Source organism: Nostoc sp. 'Peltigera membranacea cyanobiont' 210A, assembly GCF_002246015.1.
In the GTDB taxonomy this organism is placed as follows: Bacteria; Cyanobacteriota; Cyanobacteriia; order Cyanobacteriales; family Nostocaceae; genus Nostoc.
Genome location: NZ_NOLJ01000003.1, coordinates 77,778 through 99,101, shown reverse-complemented (window position 1 = coordinate 99,101; position 21,324 = coordinate 77,778). Strand labels below are relative to the sequence as shown.

The 21,324-nt window shown below is 40.3% G+C and carries 12 protein-coding genes and 1 pseudogene; 1 reads left to right on the top strand and 12 read right to left on the bottom strand.

All coding sequences use genetic code 11. The annotated features are described in order from the left end of the window. Window positions 1-213: 213 nt before the first annotated feature. From CDG76_RS09645 to CDG76_RS09605, 10 genes are all read right to left on the bottom strand, one after another. Window positions 214-2,217, bottom strand: a complete 2,004-nt coding sequence (locus CDG76_RS09645) for a tetratricopeptide repeat protein (protein ID WP_094348831.1) — start codon at window positions 2,215-2,217, stop codon at window positions 214-216. 395 nt (window positions 2,218-2,612) lie between these two features. Further along, on the bottom strand, window positions 2,613-3,857 hold the full coding sequence (locus tag CDG76_RS09640; protein WP_094348830.1) for a calcium-binding protein: 1,245 nt from the start codon (window positions 3,855-3,857) through the stop codon (window positions 2,613-2,615). A gap of 107 nt (window positions 3,858-3,964) precedes the next feature. Beyond that, entirely contained in the window at window positions 3,965-4,135 is a 171-nt protein-coding gene (locus CDG76_RS37200; protein WP_190240808.1) for a hypothetical protein, read from the bottom strand. A 6-nt stretch (window positions 4,136-4,141) separates the two neighbouring features. Further along, window positions 4,142-5,404, bottom strand: coding sequence for a nif11-class peptide radical SAM maturase 3 (locus tag CDG76_RS09635; RefSeq protein ID WP_094348829.1), 1,263 nt, complete (start codon window positions 5,402-5,404; stop codon window positions 4,142-4,144). Between the two features lie 67 nt (window positions 5,405-5,471). After that, a complete protein-coding gene (locus tag CDG76_RS09630; protein ID WP_094348828.1) occupies window positions 5,472-5,903 on the bottom strand; it encodes a Nif11 family protein in 432 nt (143 codons plus the stop codon). A gap of 127 nt (window positions 5,904-6,030) precedes the next feature. Beyond that, the gene (locus tag CDG76_RS09625) at window positions 6,031-9,084 is read right to left on the bottom strand and encodes a tetratricopeptide repeat protein (RefSeq protein ID WP_143854064.1); all 3,054 of its coding nucleotides are present in this window, start codon (window positions 9,082-9,084) and stop codon (window positions 6,031-6,033) included. A gap of 544 nt (window positions 9,085-9,628) precedes the next feature. Further along, complete coding sequence (locus CDG76_RS09620) at window positions 9,629-9,874, bottom strand: hypothetical protein (RefSeq protein WP_094348826.1); 246 nt, start codon at window positions 9,872-9,874, stop codon at window positions 9,629-9,631. 437 nt (window positions 9,875-10,311) lie between these two features. Then, window positions 10,312-11,100, bottom strand: a complete 789-nt coding sequence (locus CDG76_RS09615) for a peptidylprolyl isomerase (RefSeq protein ID WP_094349383.1) — start codon at window positions 11,098-11,100, stop codon at window positions 10,312-10,314. Window positions 11,101-11,233: 133 nt separating this feature from the next. Next, window positions 11,234-12,778, bottom strand: a complete 1,545-nt coding sequence (locus tag CDG76_RS09610; protein WP_094348825.1) for an HlyD family efflux transporter periplasmic adaptor subunit — start codon at window positions 12,776-12,778, stop codon at window positions 11,234-11,236. Window positions 12,779-12,893: 115 nt separating this feature from the next. Continuing rightward, window positions 12,894-15,980: a peptidase domain-containing ABC transporter gene (locus CDG76_RS09605; protein WP_094348824.1), complete on the bottom strand. Its 3,087-nt coding sequence runs from the start codon at window positions 15,978-15,980 to the stop codon at window positions 12,894-12,896. Between the two features lie 2,267 nt (window positions 15,981-18,247). On the opposite strand from CDG76_RS09605, the gene CDG76_RS09600 reads away from it, so the two are divergent. Further along, window positions 18,248-19,447, top strand: coding sequence for an acyl-CoA dehydrogenase family protein (locus tag CDG76_RS09600; protein WP_094348823.1), 1,200 nt, complete (start codon window positions 18,248-18,250; stop codon window positions 19,445-19,447). A 107-nt stretch (window positions 19,448-19,554) separates the two neighbouring features. On the opposite strand, the gene CDG76_RS09595 is transcribed toward CDG76_RS09600, so the two are convergent. Together CDG76_RS09595 and CDG76_RS09590 are read right to left on the bottom strand one after the other, a co-directional pair. After that, window positions 19,555-20,505, bottom strand: a complete 951-nt coding sequence (locus CDG76_RS09595) for a D-2-hydroxyacid dehydrogenase (RefSeq protein ID WP_094348822.1) — start codon at window positions 20,503-20,505, stop codon at window positions 19,555-19,557. An 87-nt stretch (window positions 20,506-20,592) separates the two neighbouring features. After that, window positions 20,593-21,219 (bottom strand): annotated as a pseudogene (locus tag CDG76_RS09590) (D-2-hydroxyacid dehydrogenase). Window positions 21,220-21,324 lie beyond the last annotated feature (105 nt).

Sequence of the window (21,324 nt, the reverse complement as noted above, 5' to 3'; positions counted from 1 at the left end):
TTTATGATTTATTACTCCCAGTTTGCTCATTTTCTAGGCAGTTATAAAAAAGACGTAAAGTAAAAATAAGGGTTATAACGTTTGTCCCAGATTGCGATCGCTATTATCCAAAAACCTGATTTTTCCCAAACGCTTATTTCTACGTCATTTACCAATTTCTCTAACTTCAAAAAAATGGGCTAACTCCCAGTATTTAGTTAAGGTTTTGACTATCTAATTATCGAGGGGCAAAGAGATCAACCTGAAGGCGATCTCATCCCTCACAGGGGTGGCAATATCGGTTCTCAGCCAAGTAAATAACTCTGCCAATGACTCAGCAGACCGATCGATTTTGAGAATCTCTTCAAGTGTGCGAAAAGCGCCAGTAAGATGACCAGCCTTGAGAGGAACTTCTGTATCTGCTAAACAACTAATGAAGTAATGTTTACGTGATTGTGCTGTAATTTCTGCACAAAGATCGGCTGGAAGATAGCTTTCAGAAATCTCAATAGAACGACGGATAGATGCTACCCGATCTCCAGATAAGGAAAGTTCAGTTCTCATACTTTGGGAATGCACGCGATAATGAACCAAAATTTCTGGCTCATACCACCAATCATAGAAGGTGGTAATCCGTTTATAGAGTTCCCAGTCGAGAGTAGAGGTTAATTCTGGATGATATCCACCTAGCCGTTCATAGGTTGTTCGACGAATCACAACAGCAGGTGGATTCAATGGGTTTGCTACACCAACATATAGCAATAAGTCTGAAACTATACCTTTATCTGTGCCGTATAATTGTTGGCGGAAAGTAATTTCTCCTGTTTCATTGATATTTTCATAACCTGTAAAAGCTGCTCCAACGGAATCTGGACAACTTTCGAGACTCTGCTTGAGGCGAGCATAAAAACCTGGCAACACATAGTCATCATCATGAAGTAAGTGAATCCACAATCCTCGACTATTAGTAACTCCTGCATTCCAAGTTCCCTGCTGTCTGAGATTTTGCGGATTGCGGTAATAGCGTACTACTCCTCGCCCGATCGCATTTACTAGTTGATACAGAGGTGGCGTACTTGCATCATCAATCACGAGAATTTCCATTTCCTCAATACCTGACCATTGAGCTAGGACACTGACTAAGGACTCTAGTAGATAGTCAGGACGTTGATATGCAGGAATAACCACACTCCAAAAAGGTCGCTTGTCTTCCGTTTCTGATACTGGAGGGATTAGTGGAAAGTAATACTCACCTATTTGCACCTCTCCTTGAGGAAGTAGGGGAGTTGCTGATATCTCTTCTTTGTTTTCTTGGATAGCTGCAAATACTTTAGCATAATGTGGATTAATTAGCTTTAACCCTTGTTGATAAGCAGAAATCGCCTCTGTTAAATTATTCTGCTGTTGGTAAATTTTGCCTAAATTCAGGTAAACTTCTCCATAGTTGGGATTAAGTTCCAAGAGGTTTTGATAGGATGCGATCGCCTCTTCTAATTCTCCTTGTTCTTGCAGCGTCAAAGCCAAGTTATAATGGGCTTCTAACAAATTTGTTTGTAGTGCGATCGCTTGCTTGTGACAAGTAACAGCATTTTTCAAATCCCCTGCTTTTTTCCGGGTAACACCCAATTGATTATTTAATTGTGCATAGTAGATTTTTTGATTGCTGGAGAGCTTACCTTGAGCGTGTAACGCATTGCCCAAATTAGTCTCTGCTTCGATAAAGTCTGGCTTTAAGTCTAAAGCTTTTTGATAATAGTTAATTGCTTCTTCAAATAATCCTTGTTGTTGCAGAGTATAACCCAAGTTGTTGTAAATTGGTAGTGAGTTAGGTAATAAAACTAAAGCTTGCCGATAAGCTTTCTCTGCTTGGGAAAACTGTTCTTGAACCAAATGCAAATTACCTAAACTGAACCAAGTTTTAACAGAATCTGGTTGAACTTGTGAAGCCGCACTTAGCCACTGTTCAGCAATTTCAGGTTGCCCCATCTGCTGCGCTAACATTCCCAAACCATATAAAGCTTCAGGGTTATCAGGTTGTTTTTCCAGAACTTGACTATATAGCTGTTCCGCCTCCAGTAAATTATTGTCTCGTTGCTGTTGAACTGCTAGTTCGAGGATTTCAGCTACTTCTGTTTGATCTAGCGATTCAGCTTCATCCTTGTCACCTGACTGATGCGTTTGCACCGCAATTTGAATAAGAGATTTAACTCTAGATTCTGAAATGTTTGTATTATTCATAACTATGTAGTACTTATAACTATATTTGAATTGGATATTATATTGTTATAGATTACTATAAATTCAGAACATAAGTGATAACTATCAATAAAATTCTTTACCTATTTTTACCTGTTTATAAAGCAAGTATATTTAGTTAAGATTAGTTAAGATAAGGGAGATATTTTGTCAACAGTATGGGCGAGAAATAAACCTGAAGTTAGCGATAAAACATTACCAACTCAAGTAATTTCAGTGCGTACACCATAGGGGTTCCTGTTGGCAAAATCTCTCCCAGAAAAGGTATCGAAATTTTCTTGTGCAATCAGATTTTTTACTCACCTGATTGTTTTGACTGAGATGCTTGTAAATCAGAGTCTGTTAGGAAATGAAACGAGCAATTAGCTTTAAGCAAATTATATTACCGAGATGATATCACTTGCACTCACGTTTGAAAATAGTATGCTTTGTTGAGGATTATTAAAGAGAGACGAAGAATTTAAGGTGAGAAGAGCGCCATCGTCGGTATCTGTTATGTTGCTTCGACTTCCCCAGCCATTTAATACAAGCTTATCAACACCAACCTGGAAATCTTGAATAACATCAAAGTCTTTTTTAAAGAAGGTATCGCTACGTTTGAAAGTAAATGTGTCATTACCATCGCCACCAACTAAGACATCATTACCACTACCACCATAGAGTGTATCATTGCCTTTACCGCCATAGAGTGTATCATCGCCATCGCCACCATCTAGCGAATCATTACCTTGGCCGGCGTCGAGGTTATCATTACCTTTTTTTCCAGATAGCTTATCATCCCCCAAGCTGGCATAAAGTTTGTCCGCCCCGTTGCTTCCCGTCAGATTATCCTTCCGAATCGTGCCATAGATAACATCTCTACCCAGGTTGCCGATTAAAGTATCTCCTGCCAATTCAACAGAACTAGTATTAATTTTGACTATAGTTAAGTTGGTATTGCGCTTAAAATTCCGTTCATAAGTCCCAACAGCATTACCATCCAAGAAGTCACTACCATTGTTGCCATTAATATCAGAATCTTTATCACGACTGTCGATTGTGACATTGCCACTACGACCAAATTTTAGATCCCCGATTTTATCGGAGGAGACTAATTTCCCCTGGATGCCAAAATAATCTAAAACTCTAGCCCTGTTAGGATTTGTGGTATCTAATACCAAAAAAGTGGTTGTAGACTGAGCCTTGTTATATTCAACGTCAGGATTTTCAATTTCTTTAGCTGCCAATGCTAAATTTGCTGAAAAATCAAAAGAGAAGCTTTCATTACGACCAACTGCAAAACTAGCAAGTATCTTTGCTTCGCTGTTAGAAGTACCTTCAAACTGACCACTTAATCCAACGACAGCAGCCTGAGTGAAAAGTGATGAAAAAGTTGGATCAAAACTTGCTTGAGCCTCCGCAATAGCAGCAGTTACGCCACCTTTAACTAATGTATCTGCCTGGGTAGCAGTTAAAATGCTTGCAGCACCTTCACTATAGTTAGAAAAAGTAGCATCCCCTTCAGCGGTAGCAAAATTAGGGCTAGGATCGGGCTTGGGATCGGGACTATTATTGAGATTAGTTCTACCATTGAAAGAAAGTAACTTTAGAGGTGTCAGTCTTAGACTTACTTTTGATGCCATAAAAAACCTGTGTTGATTTTGTAAGTTAACAAATTTGCGCGTAAATATTCAGAGAGGAATCCTCTCCTAATTTACGAGCTAAATCTATCGATAGCCCTATCAAACTGTCAGCTTTTGTCTAGGATTTGCTTTGCTTTTAACAGCACTTTTAAATAGCTTAATTGACTATTCCAAGCTGAACGTGGAAGCAGTGGTATTTTCTCTAAATCTTGAGATGGTAATGACTTAAGGTCAGTTTTGTTCTCTGAAATTGTGTTAATTTCTGAATTTTCTGCCATGATTTATTATCTCACTAAAGAGTAAGAAAATTCGGGTTCTTGTTGCCAACTTTCCGACCAGTGAATGCTGTCAGCAGTAAAGTGTAATCGGTCGTTTGCTGGCAAGAGAGTATCTGTAGTCTCGACAATTAGCTCAAATTCACCATTATCAAATGGCAATCCTTGCGCCTTGACTTTGGGAACTACACGCTCTCTCCTACCTTGTTTGGCATGAACAAGAGCGCGATGATGACAGTAAGGATTATTACCTCTCTTATTAAAGAAAACATGGGCAGTCCAACTGCAACCCCCACGACAAAGTTCAGCATATTCGCAGGTTTTACAGAAACCCCACAGGTGTTTTGTCCCTTCAGGTGTTCCTGCTCCTAGATTGAAGCGTAGTTCTTCTGCCCCCTCGATAATATCATGCAAGGTATGTTCTCGAATGTTACCACCTGTATAGGCAGTAGTCGGCAGTGAGGGACAACCTTTAATCGCTCCGTCAGCTTCAATTCCCAAGGTTGAGAGTCCTGCACCGCAACCTTGCCAAAATGAGAAATCATGCTCCTTTCCCCGTCCCCGCAACAGTCGTTCATAAGGGCCGTAGTAACCAATGTTATTTCCCGCCTGAAGTTGCACACCTTCTTGGTAAGCACGACGCGCCACACGGGCAAGCATGGGGTAGATATCTAACAGTTCATGGGGTTGGAGGAGGATATCTGCGTTATCGGCTGCATTCCCCATTGGTACAGTTAATTGAACTTGCCAAGCACGGGCACCGACATCACGGATGCACTCATAGATGCACGGAAATTCTGGCGCTGACAGGCGGTTAATTTGGGTATTGCAACCAAAAGAAATACCTACTTCTCGCAGATGACTCATGGTCTTAAATGCATATTTCCAAGAGCCTTTCTTTCCCCGCAGGCGGTCATGAGTTGCTTCTAAGCCATCAATAGAAACAGAGACTGTACGAATTCCCGCTTGCTTCATTTTTTGGGCGGTTTCTAACGAAATGCCATAGCCGCCTGTAGTCATACCACATAACATTCCTGCCTCGTTGATAGCTTTGGCAATTTCCAGCCAGTCTGGACGCAGAAATGCTTCACCACCAATGAGAGTAACTTCTTTAATTCCAACTTCTGCCATCTGGTTGACGAGATCCAAAGCTTCTTCTGGGGAAAGTTCGTTGGCGCGCTCATGTCCTGCACGGGAACCACAGTGACTACAAGCTAGATTGCACTTTAAGGTAATTTCCCAAACTGCGTAGCTTTTGCGGTGATATGTCATAGGTTAACTCTCAATCTCAACCCTCAAAATAAACTAACGCATTCTATTTCTTCATCGTTTTATCGGGTTATTGTACTTTTGTTGAACTAACAACTGCTCCATATAACGCTTGTACAGGTGGGTCTATTGCTTGACAGGGAAGCGGCCATGGCTTTGGATGTGGTTTAGGAATCCATTTACATTTACTTGATGGTTTTCCACCTTCTTCGGGAGGTAAGACTATAGCTCCATACAATGGTTGAGCGACTGTGTTTGTAAGCCCGCCAAAGGCTCCCACTAATTCCTCTTCACTAAGGTCGTCAAACTGACCTAATTCTTTTAATTCCAATATTTTAATGGAGGCTGTTTCAAATTCTTCTTGAGAAAAATTATAGCCACCTTCTTCCATTACTTTTCTCACTTCCTCAATCTTTTCACTCATTAATCGGGAGTAAAAAGTTTCGTCTTTGACTATTCTGATGAGGAATTCTTTAACTTTCTCAAAAATTGTTAGTGACATAATTGTTGCTGTTTTATTATGATGATTGATTGTATTTTTTGTTTAAGTTTAGATTGATGGCAGTTGGCGATCGCGTGAAGTAACCTGTTTAGCCAGAAAATTTTAGTGAGTAAACTTGTGTAACTTCTTATTGCTGGGTTTGGTAAATCTCTCCTAATTTCGTGTTGGCTTCCTGGTGTTGGGGATTGAACTCCAAAGTTTTTTGATAGCAAGCGCTCGCTTCTTCTAGCTTTCCTTGTTCTTGCAGTACCACCCCCAAGTTATAATGGGCTTCTAGCAAATCAGGCTGTATTGCGATCGCAGTTCGATAGTAAACAACAGCAGTTTCCCAGTCAGCTGTTTCTTGGTGGGCAATACCCATCTGATAATTCAATTCTGCGTAATAGGCTTGTTTCTCTGGTGAAAGCTTCCCTTGGGCAAACAGCGCATTCGCTAAATTGATTTCTGCTTCTATGCAGTTGGGCTGAAATTCCAGAGCTTTTTGATAAGATGCGATCGCATCCTCCCACTTATCTTGTTGTTGCAAGGTGTAGCCCAAATTGTTGTATATTGTCCCTGCATCTGGTCGCAATGCAATAGCTTTTCGGTAAGCGGCTTCAGCTTCTGGTAACTGTCCTTGGCCTTGGAGCAAATTGCCTAAACTAAACCAAATTTTCACAGAGTTAGGCTGAACTTGCGAAGCTACACTCAAATGCTTCTGAGCTTCCTGCAACTCACCTTTCTGCTGTGCCAGCATCCCTAAACCGTATAATGCTTCTGAATAGTCTGGTTGTTTTTCTATCACCTGACGATATAGCTGTTCGGCTGTGTCTAGACGATTAGCTCGATGATCTTGAAGTGCAAGTTGAAACAATTCAGCAACTTCTTCGGCGTTAAATTGTCTTGGTTTATTAACCAGTTGCAAAATAAAATCTTCCAGCGCTCTGACTGGCTTTAAATCGCCATATAACTTATGTTTATTTTCTGCAACTTGTTGGGAAATATATTGCCGATATTTAGCATCTTTCCCCAGACGGATGGCAATTTGGACGTATTCTGATTTGTTTGAAGCGATCGTCTCTTCGATACCCATCATCTGCAAAATTGCCAGAGAATGCCGCGATCGCATCAGCTCTCCTGGTAAAGTGACGATCGGAATATTATAAGCAATAGATTCGAGCGTGGAGTTACATCCAGACCAACCAATACTATCTAAAAAGACATCTGCTAAAGCTGTAGTCCCAGCAAATTTATTATTATTCAGTGTAGACAAAAATAAACAGTGATTTTGATAATCTAACCCTAATGCTGCAAAAGCATGGTTTAAGCGCTGACGAAATACTTCTGTAATCTCTTCACTTGAGTTTTTAATAAATACAAATTTAGAATTTTCTAATTCTTTAGCAATTGAAGGAAAAACATCATCATGATTGGGCAAATATTTATATAATGATTGACAACACCAGAAGAAAATATCATCCTCTTTTAAACCTATATCTGGTTTCTTAATTTCTTCGGGTTGAATTGCTAAAGGTGTATAATGAATAGATAAATTGGGTAATTTAACTAATTTTTCTGTATAATATTCTTGAGCATTTTCTGGTTCCATTAAGTCACTGCTCAAGTAATAGTCAATTGTCGGGAGTCCACTAGTCTCAGGGTGTCCCCAAGATGTCATTTGAATTGATGCTAATCTCAGACAACCCAGTTTGAGCGTCATTGGATCCATACCAAATTCTGGGAAAATCAGAATATGTAATTTATCTTTTTTGATTAAGTCGCACCATTGTTCGGTTGAGCGAACACCTTGGACAAATTTATCAAAAGCCTTGGTGGCACTTATTGTTGAGTAATCTGTTTCGTCTTCGGTATAATAACCAAATAATTCAAATTCGCTTCGGTCTATATTGTCTACCCAGCCTTTAATAGGGATTTTCCAATTAGAATGACTAGATAAAAACCCAGAAACAATACCAATACGAACCTTTTGATTTTTATCTAAATTTGGTAGAACCAGCGGCTGGCTATTTTGGGGATAGCGACTCGACATAATCTGGAAAATCATTTCCCCATAAGTTCGCTGTAAATCTCGGTCATTTAAGCCTTGATATGTCAAATAAAAAGGCTGAAACGTTCCTATAGCCTCAGATGCTTTTGCGCGTTCTTCCTGATTAGTTAATTCATAATATTTAGCTAAATTTTGCAAATACTGTTGATACTGATTTCGTCTGAATGCAATTTCATCAACATTAGAATAGATAATTGGTAGTTGGCTTATACAAGCACCAAATTTAGCTAGATCGTAGTTTGGTGTCACTTTGGCGGCTTGCTCAAATGCCTGGATTGCCGCTTCTGTTTTGTTAGCATTGCTCAATGCTATTCCTAAGTTGTAATATATGTAGTCAATATCGGGTCGAATTTTAATAGCTTTTTGATATGATTTTATGGCGGCATCAAATTTATTTTGTTCGCTTAGGATATTTCCTAAGTTGTTATAGGCGATTACAAAATCAGGTTGAATGCTTAAAGCTTTTTCGTAAGCTTCTATTGCTTCTTCAAATTTTCCTTTTTCCTCGAAAAGACACCCTAAATTGTGATAGGCGTGAAGATAGTCTGGTTTAATTTTTAGTGCTTGTTGGTAAGAATTGATGGCATCATTGAATCGCCCTTGTTTTTGGAGTACTTCTCCTAAACTAGTATAAGATGATACCAAATTTGGCTGCAATGCAATAGCTTGGCGATAATATAATTCTGCTATCTTGAAATCGTCTACCTGTTGCTTACCTAAAGCAAACTGCTCACTCAACTCTGCGTAATAGACTTGTTCTTCTGGTGACAGCTTTCCTTGAATGTGGAGAATATTACTGATATTGATTTGCACTTCTATGCTGTCAGGGAGAATTTCTAGTGCTTTTTCATAACAAGCGATCGCTTCTTCTAGTTTACCTTGTTGTTGTAGAGTAAACCCCAAGCTGTTGTGTATTGCCCCTACTTCTGGCTGTAATTGCAAGGCTGCTTGAAAAAATTGTTCTGCATTTTGATATTGTTCCCGTTGCTGCGCCAGCAGACCTAATCCATATAATGCCTCTGACTGCTTGGGATCTTCATCTATAATTTGACGATAAATCTCTTCGGCTTGGGCGAAGTGCTTGGTTTGGTGATATTGACTTGCGAGTTGGAGAGCATCAGGAATTGTGGTCACGTCGCTTTGCTCCAAATTCAAAATTAATAATCCCCATAAATCAACTTAGGAGCTTATATCCTTTTATTTATGGGCTATAATTTATACAATCTTTTTATTTAAAATGTTTTTTGTTTCTATATCTGCAAGGAACTTAATCTTTTGAAACTTATAACTGATATCGATTGATATTATGTCTGCTTGATTACTTCTTAAAATTAATTAAAAAGAATTTTACTCTTCTCTACTTTCGGGGGTCTACGAGAAGCTTGAGGCTACGGTAAAGTATTTCTGTTATGACTATTAGCCCAGAGTTTTAATTCAGGGCAGGCAAACAACACAAACTACAAACTGGGTTGAGGAATAAATGTTGTAAGTTGTAAAATTTTATTGCGAAAACAATTATTTAAGACCAAAAGATGTATTTTGGGTAAAAGCCGAAGGCTCAAATGAGCAAAGAGCCTTCGGCGATTTATCAATATACTAAGCTTTCGAGCCTAACTCTACTTGCAGAAGTTAATACTTTTTGTAAGTAGAGTTTAACTATTACTACTGGGTACTACTTCTAACCCTTAGTAATAGCAAGGCTGGATGATTGAGCACTAGCACTAGTTGCAGTGGTGACAGCGCTAGTAAAGGTTTCAGCTATATTCGTAGTGCCGCCCTTTGCATCTGCAACTGCATCTGCAACTGCTTTGTTGAAGAATTTCGGCTTCTTATAGTTGGGCTTGTAATAGTTGGGCTTGTATTTACCACCACCAATAATTTCTTCTGAGGTAATTTCCAAGTAGTTCAGATCAGAAATGATCATTTGAGTTCTCCTAAAATTTGTAACTGTTGTTGGGAATATTTGGTCTAACCAACTTGTTTCGTTTGGCTATATATCTAATATACTTTATTCCTCAAAAAAGTCAATGCTTTTTTGAGGAATTTATGATTAAAAAAACTAATGTATTTATGTTTAAAAAGCATTATATGTATTCCTATCTAAAGTTAGAAAAAACTGCATGACAAATTTAAGCAGGAATTAAAGTAATTGCTGCCCAGCAAGAGTTGTAGCGATTTAATTTAATTTTTAAGTAAAGCAAAAGCAGCACTTTGTAGATATATTCACAAAACACTAAAAAAGAAAAGCTATTAAGTTTTGAAGTAAATAAAACCTGTATCTGCAACATTTTTGAAGACTAGAGAAATCTATCCTAATTTAGGGTAGATACTTAGCGAGAAAAACATTTGAAAACTCCTACATTATTTAGTCTTGGTAAATAACATATCTCTTAATTCCTCTTGTGAACCGTCTGAGTCTATTTGAGTAACTATTTTCATCGTGGTGATTTGTTGCTTTAACCAATCAGAAAAGGATTCTGTAATGATTTTTTGGCGCAACTGTTCATCTAATTGGGGTTGAATGACTTCTTCCACCCAAATTAAATACGCTCCCTTGGGAGTAGTTATCGGTTTGAGAGCTTCTGGTGGTGCAGCAGCAAAGACAGCGGCTGCAATCTCTGGACGAAAATCTTTGCGGTATCGGAGTCCTTTGTATCCATAAGCACGACGGGCTTCTGGTTCTGAGATATATAGACGAGCAATATCTGGAAAATTGATTTCGCCTTCTTCTAGGGCATAAAAAAGCTCTAAAGCCAAGTCTCGATCCTCGAAGACAACTTCGTAGGTAACGGCGGCGATATAATCTAGCTGATGTTCGTAAAAGTGCTTTTCCAGCTGATTGGAAAATAGATGATTCGCTAACTTCCGCGAAAGGATGTTGTTATAGGCTAATTCTTCAAACTGATCCACAGAGAGGTGGTGTTTTTCTAGCCATGACCAGGTGTCTTTAGCTTTGACAAGCTTCTTGGCGAACCTTAAGTTATCTCCTTCTTGCTGTAGTTCTTCTGGCGTGACTGTAATTCCTGCCGCTTGAGCAGCTTCAGTAATAATACTTTGCGATGCGATCGCTTCCACAACAGCAGGTATCTGACAGGAGAGTTTAAGACTGTGAATGATATCTGAGGTGGAAATAGTCAGATTGTGGGGCATAACATGATATCTCCAATTAATTAAGCGGATTGGGGATTGGGCATCGCTTTGGCTTTGCTCAGGGCAGGTGGCACGGGGCATTAATTATTCCTCCAATCTCCCTTGTCCTATTTCCTGATTTCGATACCTTTAACTACATCTCCAAACCACCCTTTTTCAGTTTTTTGAACGGATCTAGAACAAAGTCAATTACTCGCCGTTGACGAATGATGACTTCAGCATTTGCTGTCTGACCCGCACCTAATGGAATACGTTTGTTACCATTTTGGACATATTGCTGGTCTAAAGTGATTTCTAACTCATAGGTTTCGATGTTGCCTTGGGGTGTTTGGCTAACTTTCGAGTCAGGCGAGATCCAAGTAACTTTCCCTTGCACGATGCCATACTCTTGGAAGGGATAGGCATCAAACTTGACTTTTACTGGCATTCCTAACTTCAAGAAACCGCTATCCTGATTAGGCATATTTGCTCTGAGTACGAAGTCTGTTTTTGTGGGTGCAATTTGGGCAATCCTTTGACCGACTTGTACCACCGCTCCTGACTTAGTGGTGGGTAATTCAAAAATCACCCCATTAATCGGCGATCGCACTACACGCTGCTGAATTTGCAATCTTGTAGATATAAGCTGGCTTTTAGTTTGAGCGATTTCTGATTGCGTTGCTGTTATTTGTGCCTGTATATCTTTTAGCTGCTCCTGATTTTTCATTACAGCTAGTTGTCCGGCTTGCGTGGCACTTTTAGAACTACTTTGTTCTTCTTGCAGTCGGAGTTTTGCTTGTTTGATATCAGACTCCAAGGTTTTGATAGTTACCTGATAACTATTTAGCTCTTGGGCTAAACGCAATTGAGCTTGTTTTATATCTGATAGAGACCTGTTATAGAGTCGTTTGCTTTCTTGTTCTTCTTTTTTGAGTTCATCAACTTGGGTTGCAGAAACTGCGCCATCTCGAACGAGTTTGCTAAAGCGTTCAACTTGCTTAGAATCTATACTCAAACGGGCTTCAGCCGAGCGCTGATCGTCGCGAGTGGTGTCAATCTGCTGCTCTGCTTGTTTAACTAATGATTGTTTTTCTAACTTTTGGAGGTTATAGCTACTGAGTTTGGCATCCAGGTTTTGCTGCACCTGGTTAACTTGAGCCATTTTTTCTAATTCTTGGGATTTATTTTGTTGTTCTAAAAGACTCGTTGACATTAAGAGTTGATTTTTCAGCAATTCCAGTTGGGATTGCCGATTTTGTAGCCCTTGCAATTTGCTCTGGACTTGTTGGAGTTCCGTTTGTAGCAACTCAGAATCCAGTTCCAGTAAAACCTGGCCGGCTCTAACTGTATCTCCTTCTTTAACTGTAACTGCTTTGACACTTCCAGCAGCTTGAGCGTCTAATTTTTGAGTTGCGCCTTTAGGTTCCATACGCCCTCTGGCGCTACCAGTTTCATCTACTTTCGAGAGAATTGCCCAAGGCAAGAATAGGCTAGCAAAGGCAATGAGCGAATACAACAAACCACGAGTCCAAATTCGAGGTAAGGCATTGAGTAGTTTTTCTGTACCGTAGTACAAATCTTGACTTTCATTGTCTGCCTCTGTCTGCTCGTCAAATACCGATTCCTCTTGCTGTTTGTAACCTTGATATTTATCTTGCTCATCTGGGGGAAGTGGGGACGATCTATTGGGATGTGGCATGGTTTTTTTCCGGTAACAGTAGATGGGGAGTGGGGGAGAAATCAATTCAAAATTCAAAATTCAAAATTGTTTACGCAGAGTCTCGTCGAGAATAAAAAGACTGCCCAATACCCCATCAACTAACTTGAGAGAGTTGTTGTTGATTCAGGTAGTAATAATGACCTTTTTTAGCGATTAATTCGTCGTGAGTACCGCTTTCTACCAAAATACCTTGATCTAAAACCAGGATTAAGTCCGCGTTGCGGACTGTAGAGAGGCGATGGGCAATAATTACACTTGTGCGTCCTTTAAGAATTGTTTTGAGGTTGTTTTGAATAATCCGTTCTGATTCTGAATCTAGGTGACTAGTGGCTTCATCAAACAGTAATAACCGAGGATTTCCGAGCAAAGCACGAGCAATTGCTAGGCGTTGGCGCTGTCCACCAGACAGCATTCCGCCGCTTTCACCAATTTCGGATTCGTAACCCATCGGTAATTTTTGAATAAATTCATCGGCTCCAGCATATTTTGCTGCTTGGATAATTTCTTCTGAAGAAGCATTTGGATAAGCAATCGCAATGTTTTCGCGAACAGTTCCACCAAACAGAAAAGTGTCTTGGTCTACAACGCCGATTTGGGAACGGAGCGATCGCATAGATACACTGGTGATATCGTTACCATCAATGAGGATTTTGCCATCTGTCGGTGGGTATAAACCCAAAATCAATTTACTGAGAGTTGTTTTTCCAGAACCGCTGCGTCCTACGACTGCAACCATCTGTTCTGGCTTAATTTCAAAGTTGAGATTTTCTAATACGTTAGTGTCACTTTCTGAGTGATAACGAAAGGTAACATTCTGAAAACAAATGTTGCCGCGGAGTTTACCCAACGACTTGCGGGGTTTAGTTTCTAAGTCTTCTTCTGGTTCCGCCTCCAACACATCATTAATACGTTCAGTGGAAATCACTATTTCCTGTAATTCATTCCACAGCAAAGCCAGTCGCTGGAAAGGACTCAAAACGTTACCCACCAACATATTGAAAGCAACTAATTGTCCAATAGTTAGTTCGCCATTAATTACCTGGGTTGCTCCATACCACAGCAATGAAGTATTTACAAAGGTGTGGATGACGCCACTGATAATTTGCAAGCGATTGTCAATTATTTGAGCATTAAAATCTTTTTTGATTAAATCATTTAGCAGTTCTTCCCAACGCCAACGCACTGTCTGTTCAATTGCTAATGAGCGGACGGTACGAATTCCGCTTAGGGATTCTATGAGATAGCTTTGTTCTTTGTTAGCTGCATTAAAAATATCTCTGGAGATGCGGCGCAAAATACTTGTGCTGGCCAGCGCCAAGATAAAAAATGGCGGTACAGTACACAGCACGAATAATGCCATCCGCCAGCTATAGGAGAACATCAAAGCCAGATAAACCACTAATGTCAGCATATCCAACACAATCGAAAGTGTCTGACCAGTCAGGAAGTGCTGAATTTTCTGGTTTTCTTGGATGCGCGAGATTATATCTCCAACGAAACGCGACTCGAAATAAGCAAGGGGTAAACGGAAGGTATGTTTGATGAAGCCTACGAGTAAGGCGATACTAATGCGATTAGCAGTGTGAAATAAGAGATATTGCCGTACACCGTTGACAGCAACACCAAACAACCCAAAAACAATCATTCCCAAACCAATGGCGTTTAAGGTTGGAACACTGCGTTGCACAAGTACTCTGTCGAGCAACAACTGGGTAAATACTGGCGTTACTAACCCAAATAATTGAATGACTATCGAAGCTATGAAAATTTCTAGCAGTGTTCGATAGTGAGGTTTGACTAACTCAAAAAATTTCCAGAAACTTCTACTTTCGTCCTTAGCACTTTTTAGTAGAGCTGTCGGTTGCAGTAACAATGCATAACCAGTCCAACCTGCTTGAAATTCAGCTTTTGTCAGACTGCGTTGACCAAGAGCCGGGTCGCATACAATCACCCGCTTTTTGGTGATTTCATAGACAACAATAAAGTGTTTACCTTCCCAGTGAGCAATTGCAGGTAAAGGTTGTTCTGCTAATTTATCAAGAGTAGCTTTCACTGGACGGGTGGCAAAACCCAGGTATTCTGCTGTTGCTGCCATAGCCTTTAAGGATGCACCGTTACGGGTGACATTGGTCATATCCCGTAGGCGATTGATACTAAAATGTTTGCCCCAATAGTTACCAATCATCACCAAGCAAGCAGAGCCACAATCAGCTGCACTTTGTTGGGCATAGAAGGGATAGCTTTTGGTAATCCGTTTCCACCAATGCCCCATTTGTACTTTCGGGCTGGGAAAGTAAAAACGTGATTTTTTTGTTGGCTGTTGTTGTGACTGCTTCTCTCTTTGGGGAAAAGGAATAATTTTAGATTTTGGAGATTGAAAAGTTTTTTCTTTAGCACCCAGTCCCCAGTCCTGAGTTTCCAATCCCGTTCCGCTGACGCTCATGGCAAAAGCCCACTCCCCCAACTCCGGGAAGTATTCTAGTGCTGTTTGCATCTGGTCGTTTTTCAGAATGTAAACAATCGTTGGTTGCGTTGTTTGCCAATCTCCTTGTTTTGGTTGAGCAAAGATTGTACCTGGTGTCAAAGAATGGTCTTCAGAATGCCGCAGTTGACCTTTGTACAATAGCCACAACTGTGAATCTTGGGATATTTGTGAACTTACAGAGCCAGTTTCTAACTGGTGTCGCTCAAACAAAGATAAGGCTTTGAGCATTCCTGAAACTTGTGATGTATGGCGTGGGAATTGTGATACTTGACGACATAACAACAACAAATCCCAAAGTTCTGCCCGTGCAAATAGGCGATCGCGAATGTTAGGATACTTGTCTATCAACCTTTGCAATGCTTCTTGCCTGAAATAGCCAAGTTTCAAGCTTGTCGAAGCTCTAACTGCATAAGGACTAAAGTTAGCTTCGGGAAACAAGGTCAATTCACCAAAAACAGACCATGCACCAAAGGTAGTAATTAGATTCTCAGAGCTATCTAATAGTCGGACTTTACCTGTAAGAATAATGTATATACCAGGACTCGTCTGTGCAGATTGCCAGAATTGCTTTGCTGATGGCGGCTCCACAATCTCCATTTCTGCCAAGAAGTTCTCTAATTCTTTTTCTGAAAGTTTTGTACCCAAGGTATACAAAATTCTTTCACCCACATGTTGCTCAGAAAGCACTGGTGGCATTTTCTAATCTCCACAAAAAAATTTAGTTAGTTATCAGTCGGAATCCAATCAAAACTTCATTAAAAATATTATTTAATCCCGTATTTTCACCGAGGAAACTCTCAGCTTTATTAGAGTAGAGTTTAGAGAGAAATAGTATGGTAGTAAAGCATCTCTCTTTTACATACAAGGTATTTTTCTTGAGTGGGCAATCTACTTGTTGCAGCCAGTTCTTGATGTGCCAATAACTAGTGTAAATGCCAGAATATCTAGCTAGAGCCTTGTTTACCGACATTTAGCTTCAAGAGCAACTAACTGTATTGACAGACTCCACACAAATAAGGATTGCTCATTTTTGCAATCAGCAGTGGTTGTAAGTGATGATTAAGAGGAATTCTTTTCGGAGCATAATTTGCTATATGCAATAATAGCTATGCAAAGTATTTCATTTCTCAATCGAAAACTCTTGAAGTTTTTTCTAGTCCGGGACAATGTTATGGCTGAAAGTTAGCTTTCATCCTCTTGAACAAGACCTGAATCGGAAGAATTCTTAAAAGAATGTTTTCAGACATTCCTAACTTTTTAACAGCCTTGTCTTGACTTAAATGGTGTGACATAATTGTAGTTAGAAATTGCATTGAGTCGTAAATTATGTGAAAACGTAATTCATTGCAGTTGTGTGATCAAAGCCTGACAGCAAAAAAGCCACAACTACAAATCTGACTAACGTTGTAGTGTTAATCAGAAATTTACACAATGTGCAATTAGTTCCCGGCATATTCCCTAGTGCTTTGCGAGTCTAGGGGATAGTCTTCGGGATAGCCTCATCCTGATCGTGCAACCTGGAACAAAAGAGGATCTTCAGTAGGCTACAGAAAACAGAAGACTATAAAAACTATAAAGCTCTAAAAGCACATCGTAATTTTTGTTTAAGTAATATTTTACCAATTAAGCAAAACTCCACTTAAACAAATCTTGCTTAACCTTGCTTCGAGATTCCAGAATGGATCTTTTTCCAGCACTGCCTAGTATCTTTAAGGGAGCATCTAGCAAGTTATTTAACGTTTGTTTAACGTTTGTATTATACCTCCTATAGTGTAATAAATGCAAGTGACGAAAAGAGACTTGCAAACATCATCATATTTACATACAAACATGATATTTACATAATTAGCTTACACTCCTTAGCACTTAAATTTAGATATTTTAGTAGTTTCTTAATGTAAATTTTATGAAAAGTCACCTAATAGATGATTTTTAACAAAAAAAATATATTTCACAACCATTTATACATTAAATCTTTAAATAGCTAGGTGGCATAACATGATGGTAGCCATAACGGCGACTATTGTTTGCTTAAAGGTGATATTTAAGTTGTTTGAATTAGCTGTGAGGTAAAACACATTAATATTGTGATCCGGCACACACACTAGTTAACTACCTTAATCTTAGCATTTTTCCCATCAAGGGCATAGCAGCAATACATATTACAGCTTGATAGAAGTTGAGAAATAAGCATGATGTTTAAATGAGCCTATAGTTCAAAAAATGACAATAAATCGCAAATTCGTCTCTTAAAACCTAAGATTGCGATCCGATCAAGTCAAGTAGTAAATGGATAAATTGAATGGTGGTTATAGAGCCAGTGCCCTGATGAAATTGTGACACCATAGATTTGGTTAAATATAGGAAATCATCCATAGCGGTTCTCACTCAGATCGGGTAGATCGTCAAAGTTAAAAAATTTATATATGAAGTCCAGTTATACCTCAGTAGCAGAGGAACCGCTATAAAAGCAACCAATATCACCTTGGTTGCGATCGCCAATGCTGTTGCTGTATATTTATCCATTGGAAAATCTACTTGATGAGAAAATGATCCCTCTGTTATGTAGGGATCTTTATATTACTCTCAACAGAGAATATTTAAACGCTTGTTTCTCCGTGCTTAGTTCCAAATGCGGAGATTTAATTTGAATGACGGTTAGCTTAAAAGACCAGTAGGGAATTCAGTTCCTAAGTTGTGGAGCGATCGCTGAATTTTCTACTTGGCTTGCTCTATGAAAGGAGTTTGTGTCATACTTACAAAAACCACTAATTACTAAATATCGGTCGATTTTAAGTAGTATTTTCACGAGCGCTAGAAGTAATACAGTCTGGGTAATGAGGATTGGAGATTGAGGGGAGACTGCCGTCATGCGAAAAATTGATGTTCCTGCAAACTTGAGATGCTTCCATATTGAAAAACATCTCTGATTTAGTAGTACAGTGAATTACGAAGGAGTATTTATGTCACAGTTGGAGCAAGCAGTGCCAGACACCTTTGTAGCCCAAGGCTTAGAAACTCTCCCCAATATTTTCGACCGAGTTGAGGCTCTGGCTAAAGATTTTGCCACCCGTGCAGGGGCACACGATAGAGATGCTTCCTTTCCCTTCGAGAATTTTACAGCTTTGCATGAGGCAGGATTGCTCAACCTCACCATTCCGTGTGAATTCGGTGGCCAGGATTTGGGATTGGCAACTATCTGCCGGGTGATTGAAGGGATAGCGCGTGGCGATGCTTCGACCGCATTAGTACTGACAATGCACTATCTTCAACATGCTCATGCAGCCCGTAGCCGTCGCTGGCATCCAGAAGTATATAAGCGGCTGTGTCGTGAATCAATTGAAGGCATTGCCCTGCTAAATGCTGCCCGTGTTGAACCAGAGCTAGGAACGCCAGCGAGAGGCGGATTGCCAGCGACAATTGCCGAACGAACAGCAGAGGGCTGGCGTTTAACAGGACATAAGCAATACACCACAGGCAGTCCTATCCTCAGCTATTTTGTTGTTTGGGCACGGACAACTGAAGATGAACCACAAATTGGGAATTTTCTAGTTCCGCGCGATCTGCCAGGTTTGCGAATTGTCGAAACCTGGGATCACCTGGGGATGAGAGCTACGGGCAGCCATGACCTGATTTTAGAGAATGTATTAATTCCCTCAGAATATGCTCTAAATATCAACCCCATATCTGCTGCACCATCTTTTGATCCGCTGATTTCCACTTGGGGCAGTTTGACAATAAGTGCCTTATATCTCGGTGTTGCTAGTAGCGCGCGAGACTGGCTTGTTAAATATCTTTGGGAGCGCTCGCCTTCTAATCTCCAAGAGCCACTGGCAACTCTGCCACGCTTCCAAACTGCCGTGGGTGAGATGGAAGCACTCTTATTTGCTAATAATAGATTGATTTATAGTTTGGCTCAAGATATTGATAAGGGCAAATATGAGCCTAACGTAGGATTACAGGCACAGGCTGTTAAATATGTCACTACAAAAAACTCAATTCGTGCTGTAGAGATTGCCTTAGAACTAACTGGTAATCCTGGTTTATTAAAGAGAAATCCTTTAGAACGACACTACCGTGACGTTTTGTGCAGCCGTATACATACGCCGCAAAATGATGTTATTTGTCAGTCATTAGGGAAGTCGGTGCTGAAAATTAAGTGATTGGGGAGTAGGGAGCAGGGGAGCAGGGGAGCAGGGGAGAAGTATGCAGTAAGTTTTATCTCCTCTGCTCCTCTGCACCTCTGCCTCTTGTGCCCAATGCCCAATATTTAGTATCCTGCTTGCTTATCTACAATATTCCGCAAGGGCTGACCGTTTTGGTAGCGTTGAAGATTGTCGATAAATAGTTGTGCTATGCGCTCTCTCAGGCGTGGCGACAAGGCTGAACAATGGGGTGTGATAAAGGCATTCGGTAGCGACCATAAGGGACTTTCTGGTGGCAGAGGTTCGGTTGCAACAGTGTCTAATCCAGCACCCGCAATCCAGCCCTCACGTAGTGCAGTAAGCAATGCGGCTTCATCTACGATCGCACCACGAGCAATATTAATTAGGTAAGCAGACTGACGCATAGAGCGCAATGCAGCTTCATCAATCAAGCCTTTAGTTTCTGGAGTTAATGGTGTAGCAAGAACTACATAGTCTGCGGCTGGGAGGAGCGATCGCCACTCATCAGCACCCACAATTTTGTCAAAATTCGGTAGGGGTTCAGGATGGCGGCGACTACCCCAAACTGTGACTCCAAAGGCTTTAGCACGAGATGCGATCGCTTGGCCGATATTTCCTGTGCCAAGAATTAATAAAGTTGCGTCTGCCAACTCTTCGAGAAACACTCCTCTTACCCAAGTATGTTCATTCTGCAAAGTTTGTAATTTCCGCAGATTCTTGGCGTGATAGAGCATAAATGCCAGTACAAATTCTGAAATTGGGATTGCGTGAACCCCTGCGCCATTAGTGAGGATAATATCCTTTTGCAAAAAAGTTGGCGTGAGGATGTGATTCACGCCAGCACTTGGTGACTGTTGCCAACGTAGCGCGGGTGCTGCTGTCAGTACTTTGTCAAGGGTAGAGGTTTTCAGGTAAAATCCATTGACATAAATCTCTGCATCACTGACATCACCATCGAGATTACCTTCACTATCCACTTCCACGACATCTATATTAGATGGTAGGTGTGGCTCTATATCTGCAATGAGATGATCGGGTAAAATTAATTTCACCATTAGCTACTTCCTAATTCAATTTTGGATTTGGATTTTGGATTGTGCAACCCAATCGGCAGCACCTTTTCGTTTTTAATTTTTAATTGTTTAGTATCCTGCTTCTTTATCTACTACATTTCGTAACGGCTGACCAGCTTGGTAACGCTTTAGATTGTCGATAAATAGTGCTATTGAACGCTGTTTACTCTTGGGTGAATGGCCGGAAGTATGAGGTGTGATAAAGATGTTAGGGAGCGACCACAAAGGACTTTCTGGTGGTAAAGGTTCTGAGTTAACTGTGTCTAATGCTGCACCTGCAATCCAACCTTCTGTGAGCGCTTTTATTAATGCTGATTCATCTACTACGCCGCCGCGAGCAATATTAATTAGGTAGGCATGATTTGGCAGGGAACGCAATACAGATTCATCAATAAATTCTTTGGTTTCGGGAGTTAGGGGTGTTGCAATCACTACATAATCAACTCCTGGTAGGAGCGATGCCTACGGCGGTAAACTACGCCATTCATCAGCACCCACTACTTTATCAAAGTTTGGTAGCTCTTGGGGATGACGACGACTGCCAATAATTCTTAAGCCGAAGGGTTTAGCACGGGCGGCAATTTCTTGACCAATACCACCAGCGCCAATAATTAGCAAGGTTGCATCTGTCAATTCTTGGATGGCGAAGCCTCTTTTCCAGTGACGTTCAGCCTGTAAAGCATATAATTCTGGCAGGTGTTTGCCATGAGCCAGGATGTAAGTAATTACAGCAGAGAGGAAACTTGGGAGGTATTTTGAGTGTTCATAAATAATTTTTTATTGCTATAGGCAAGTTTTAAT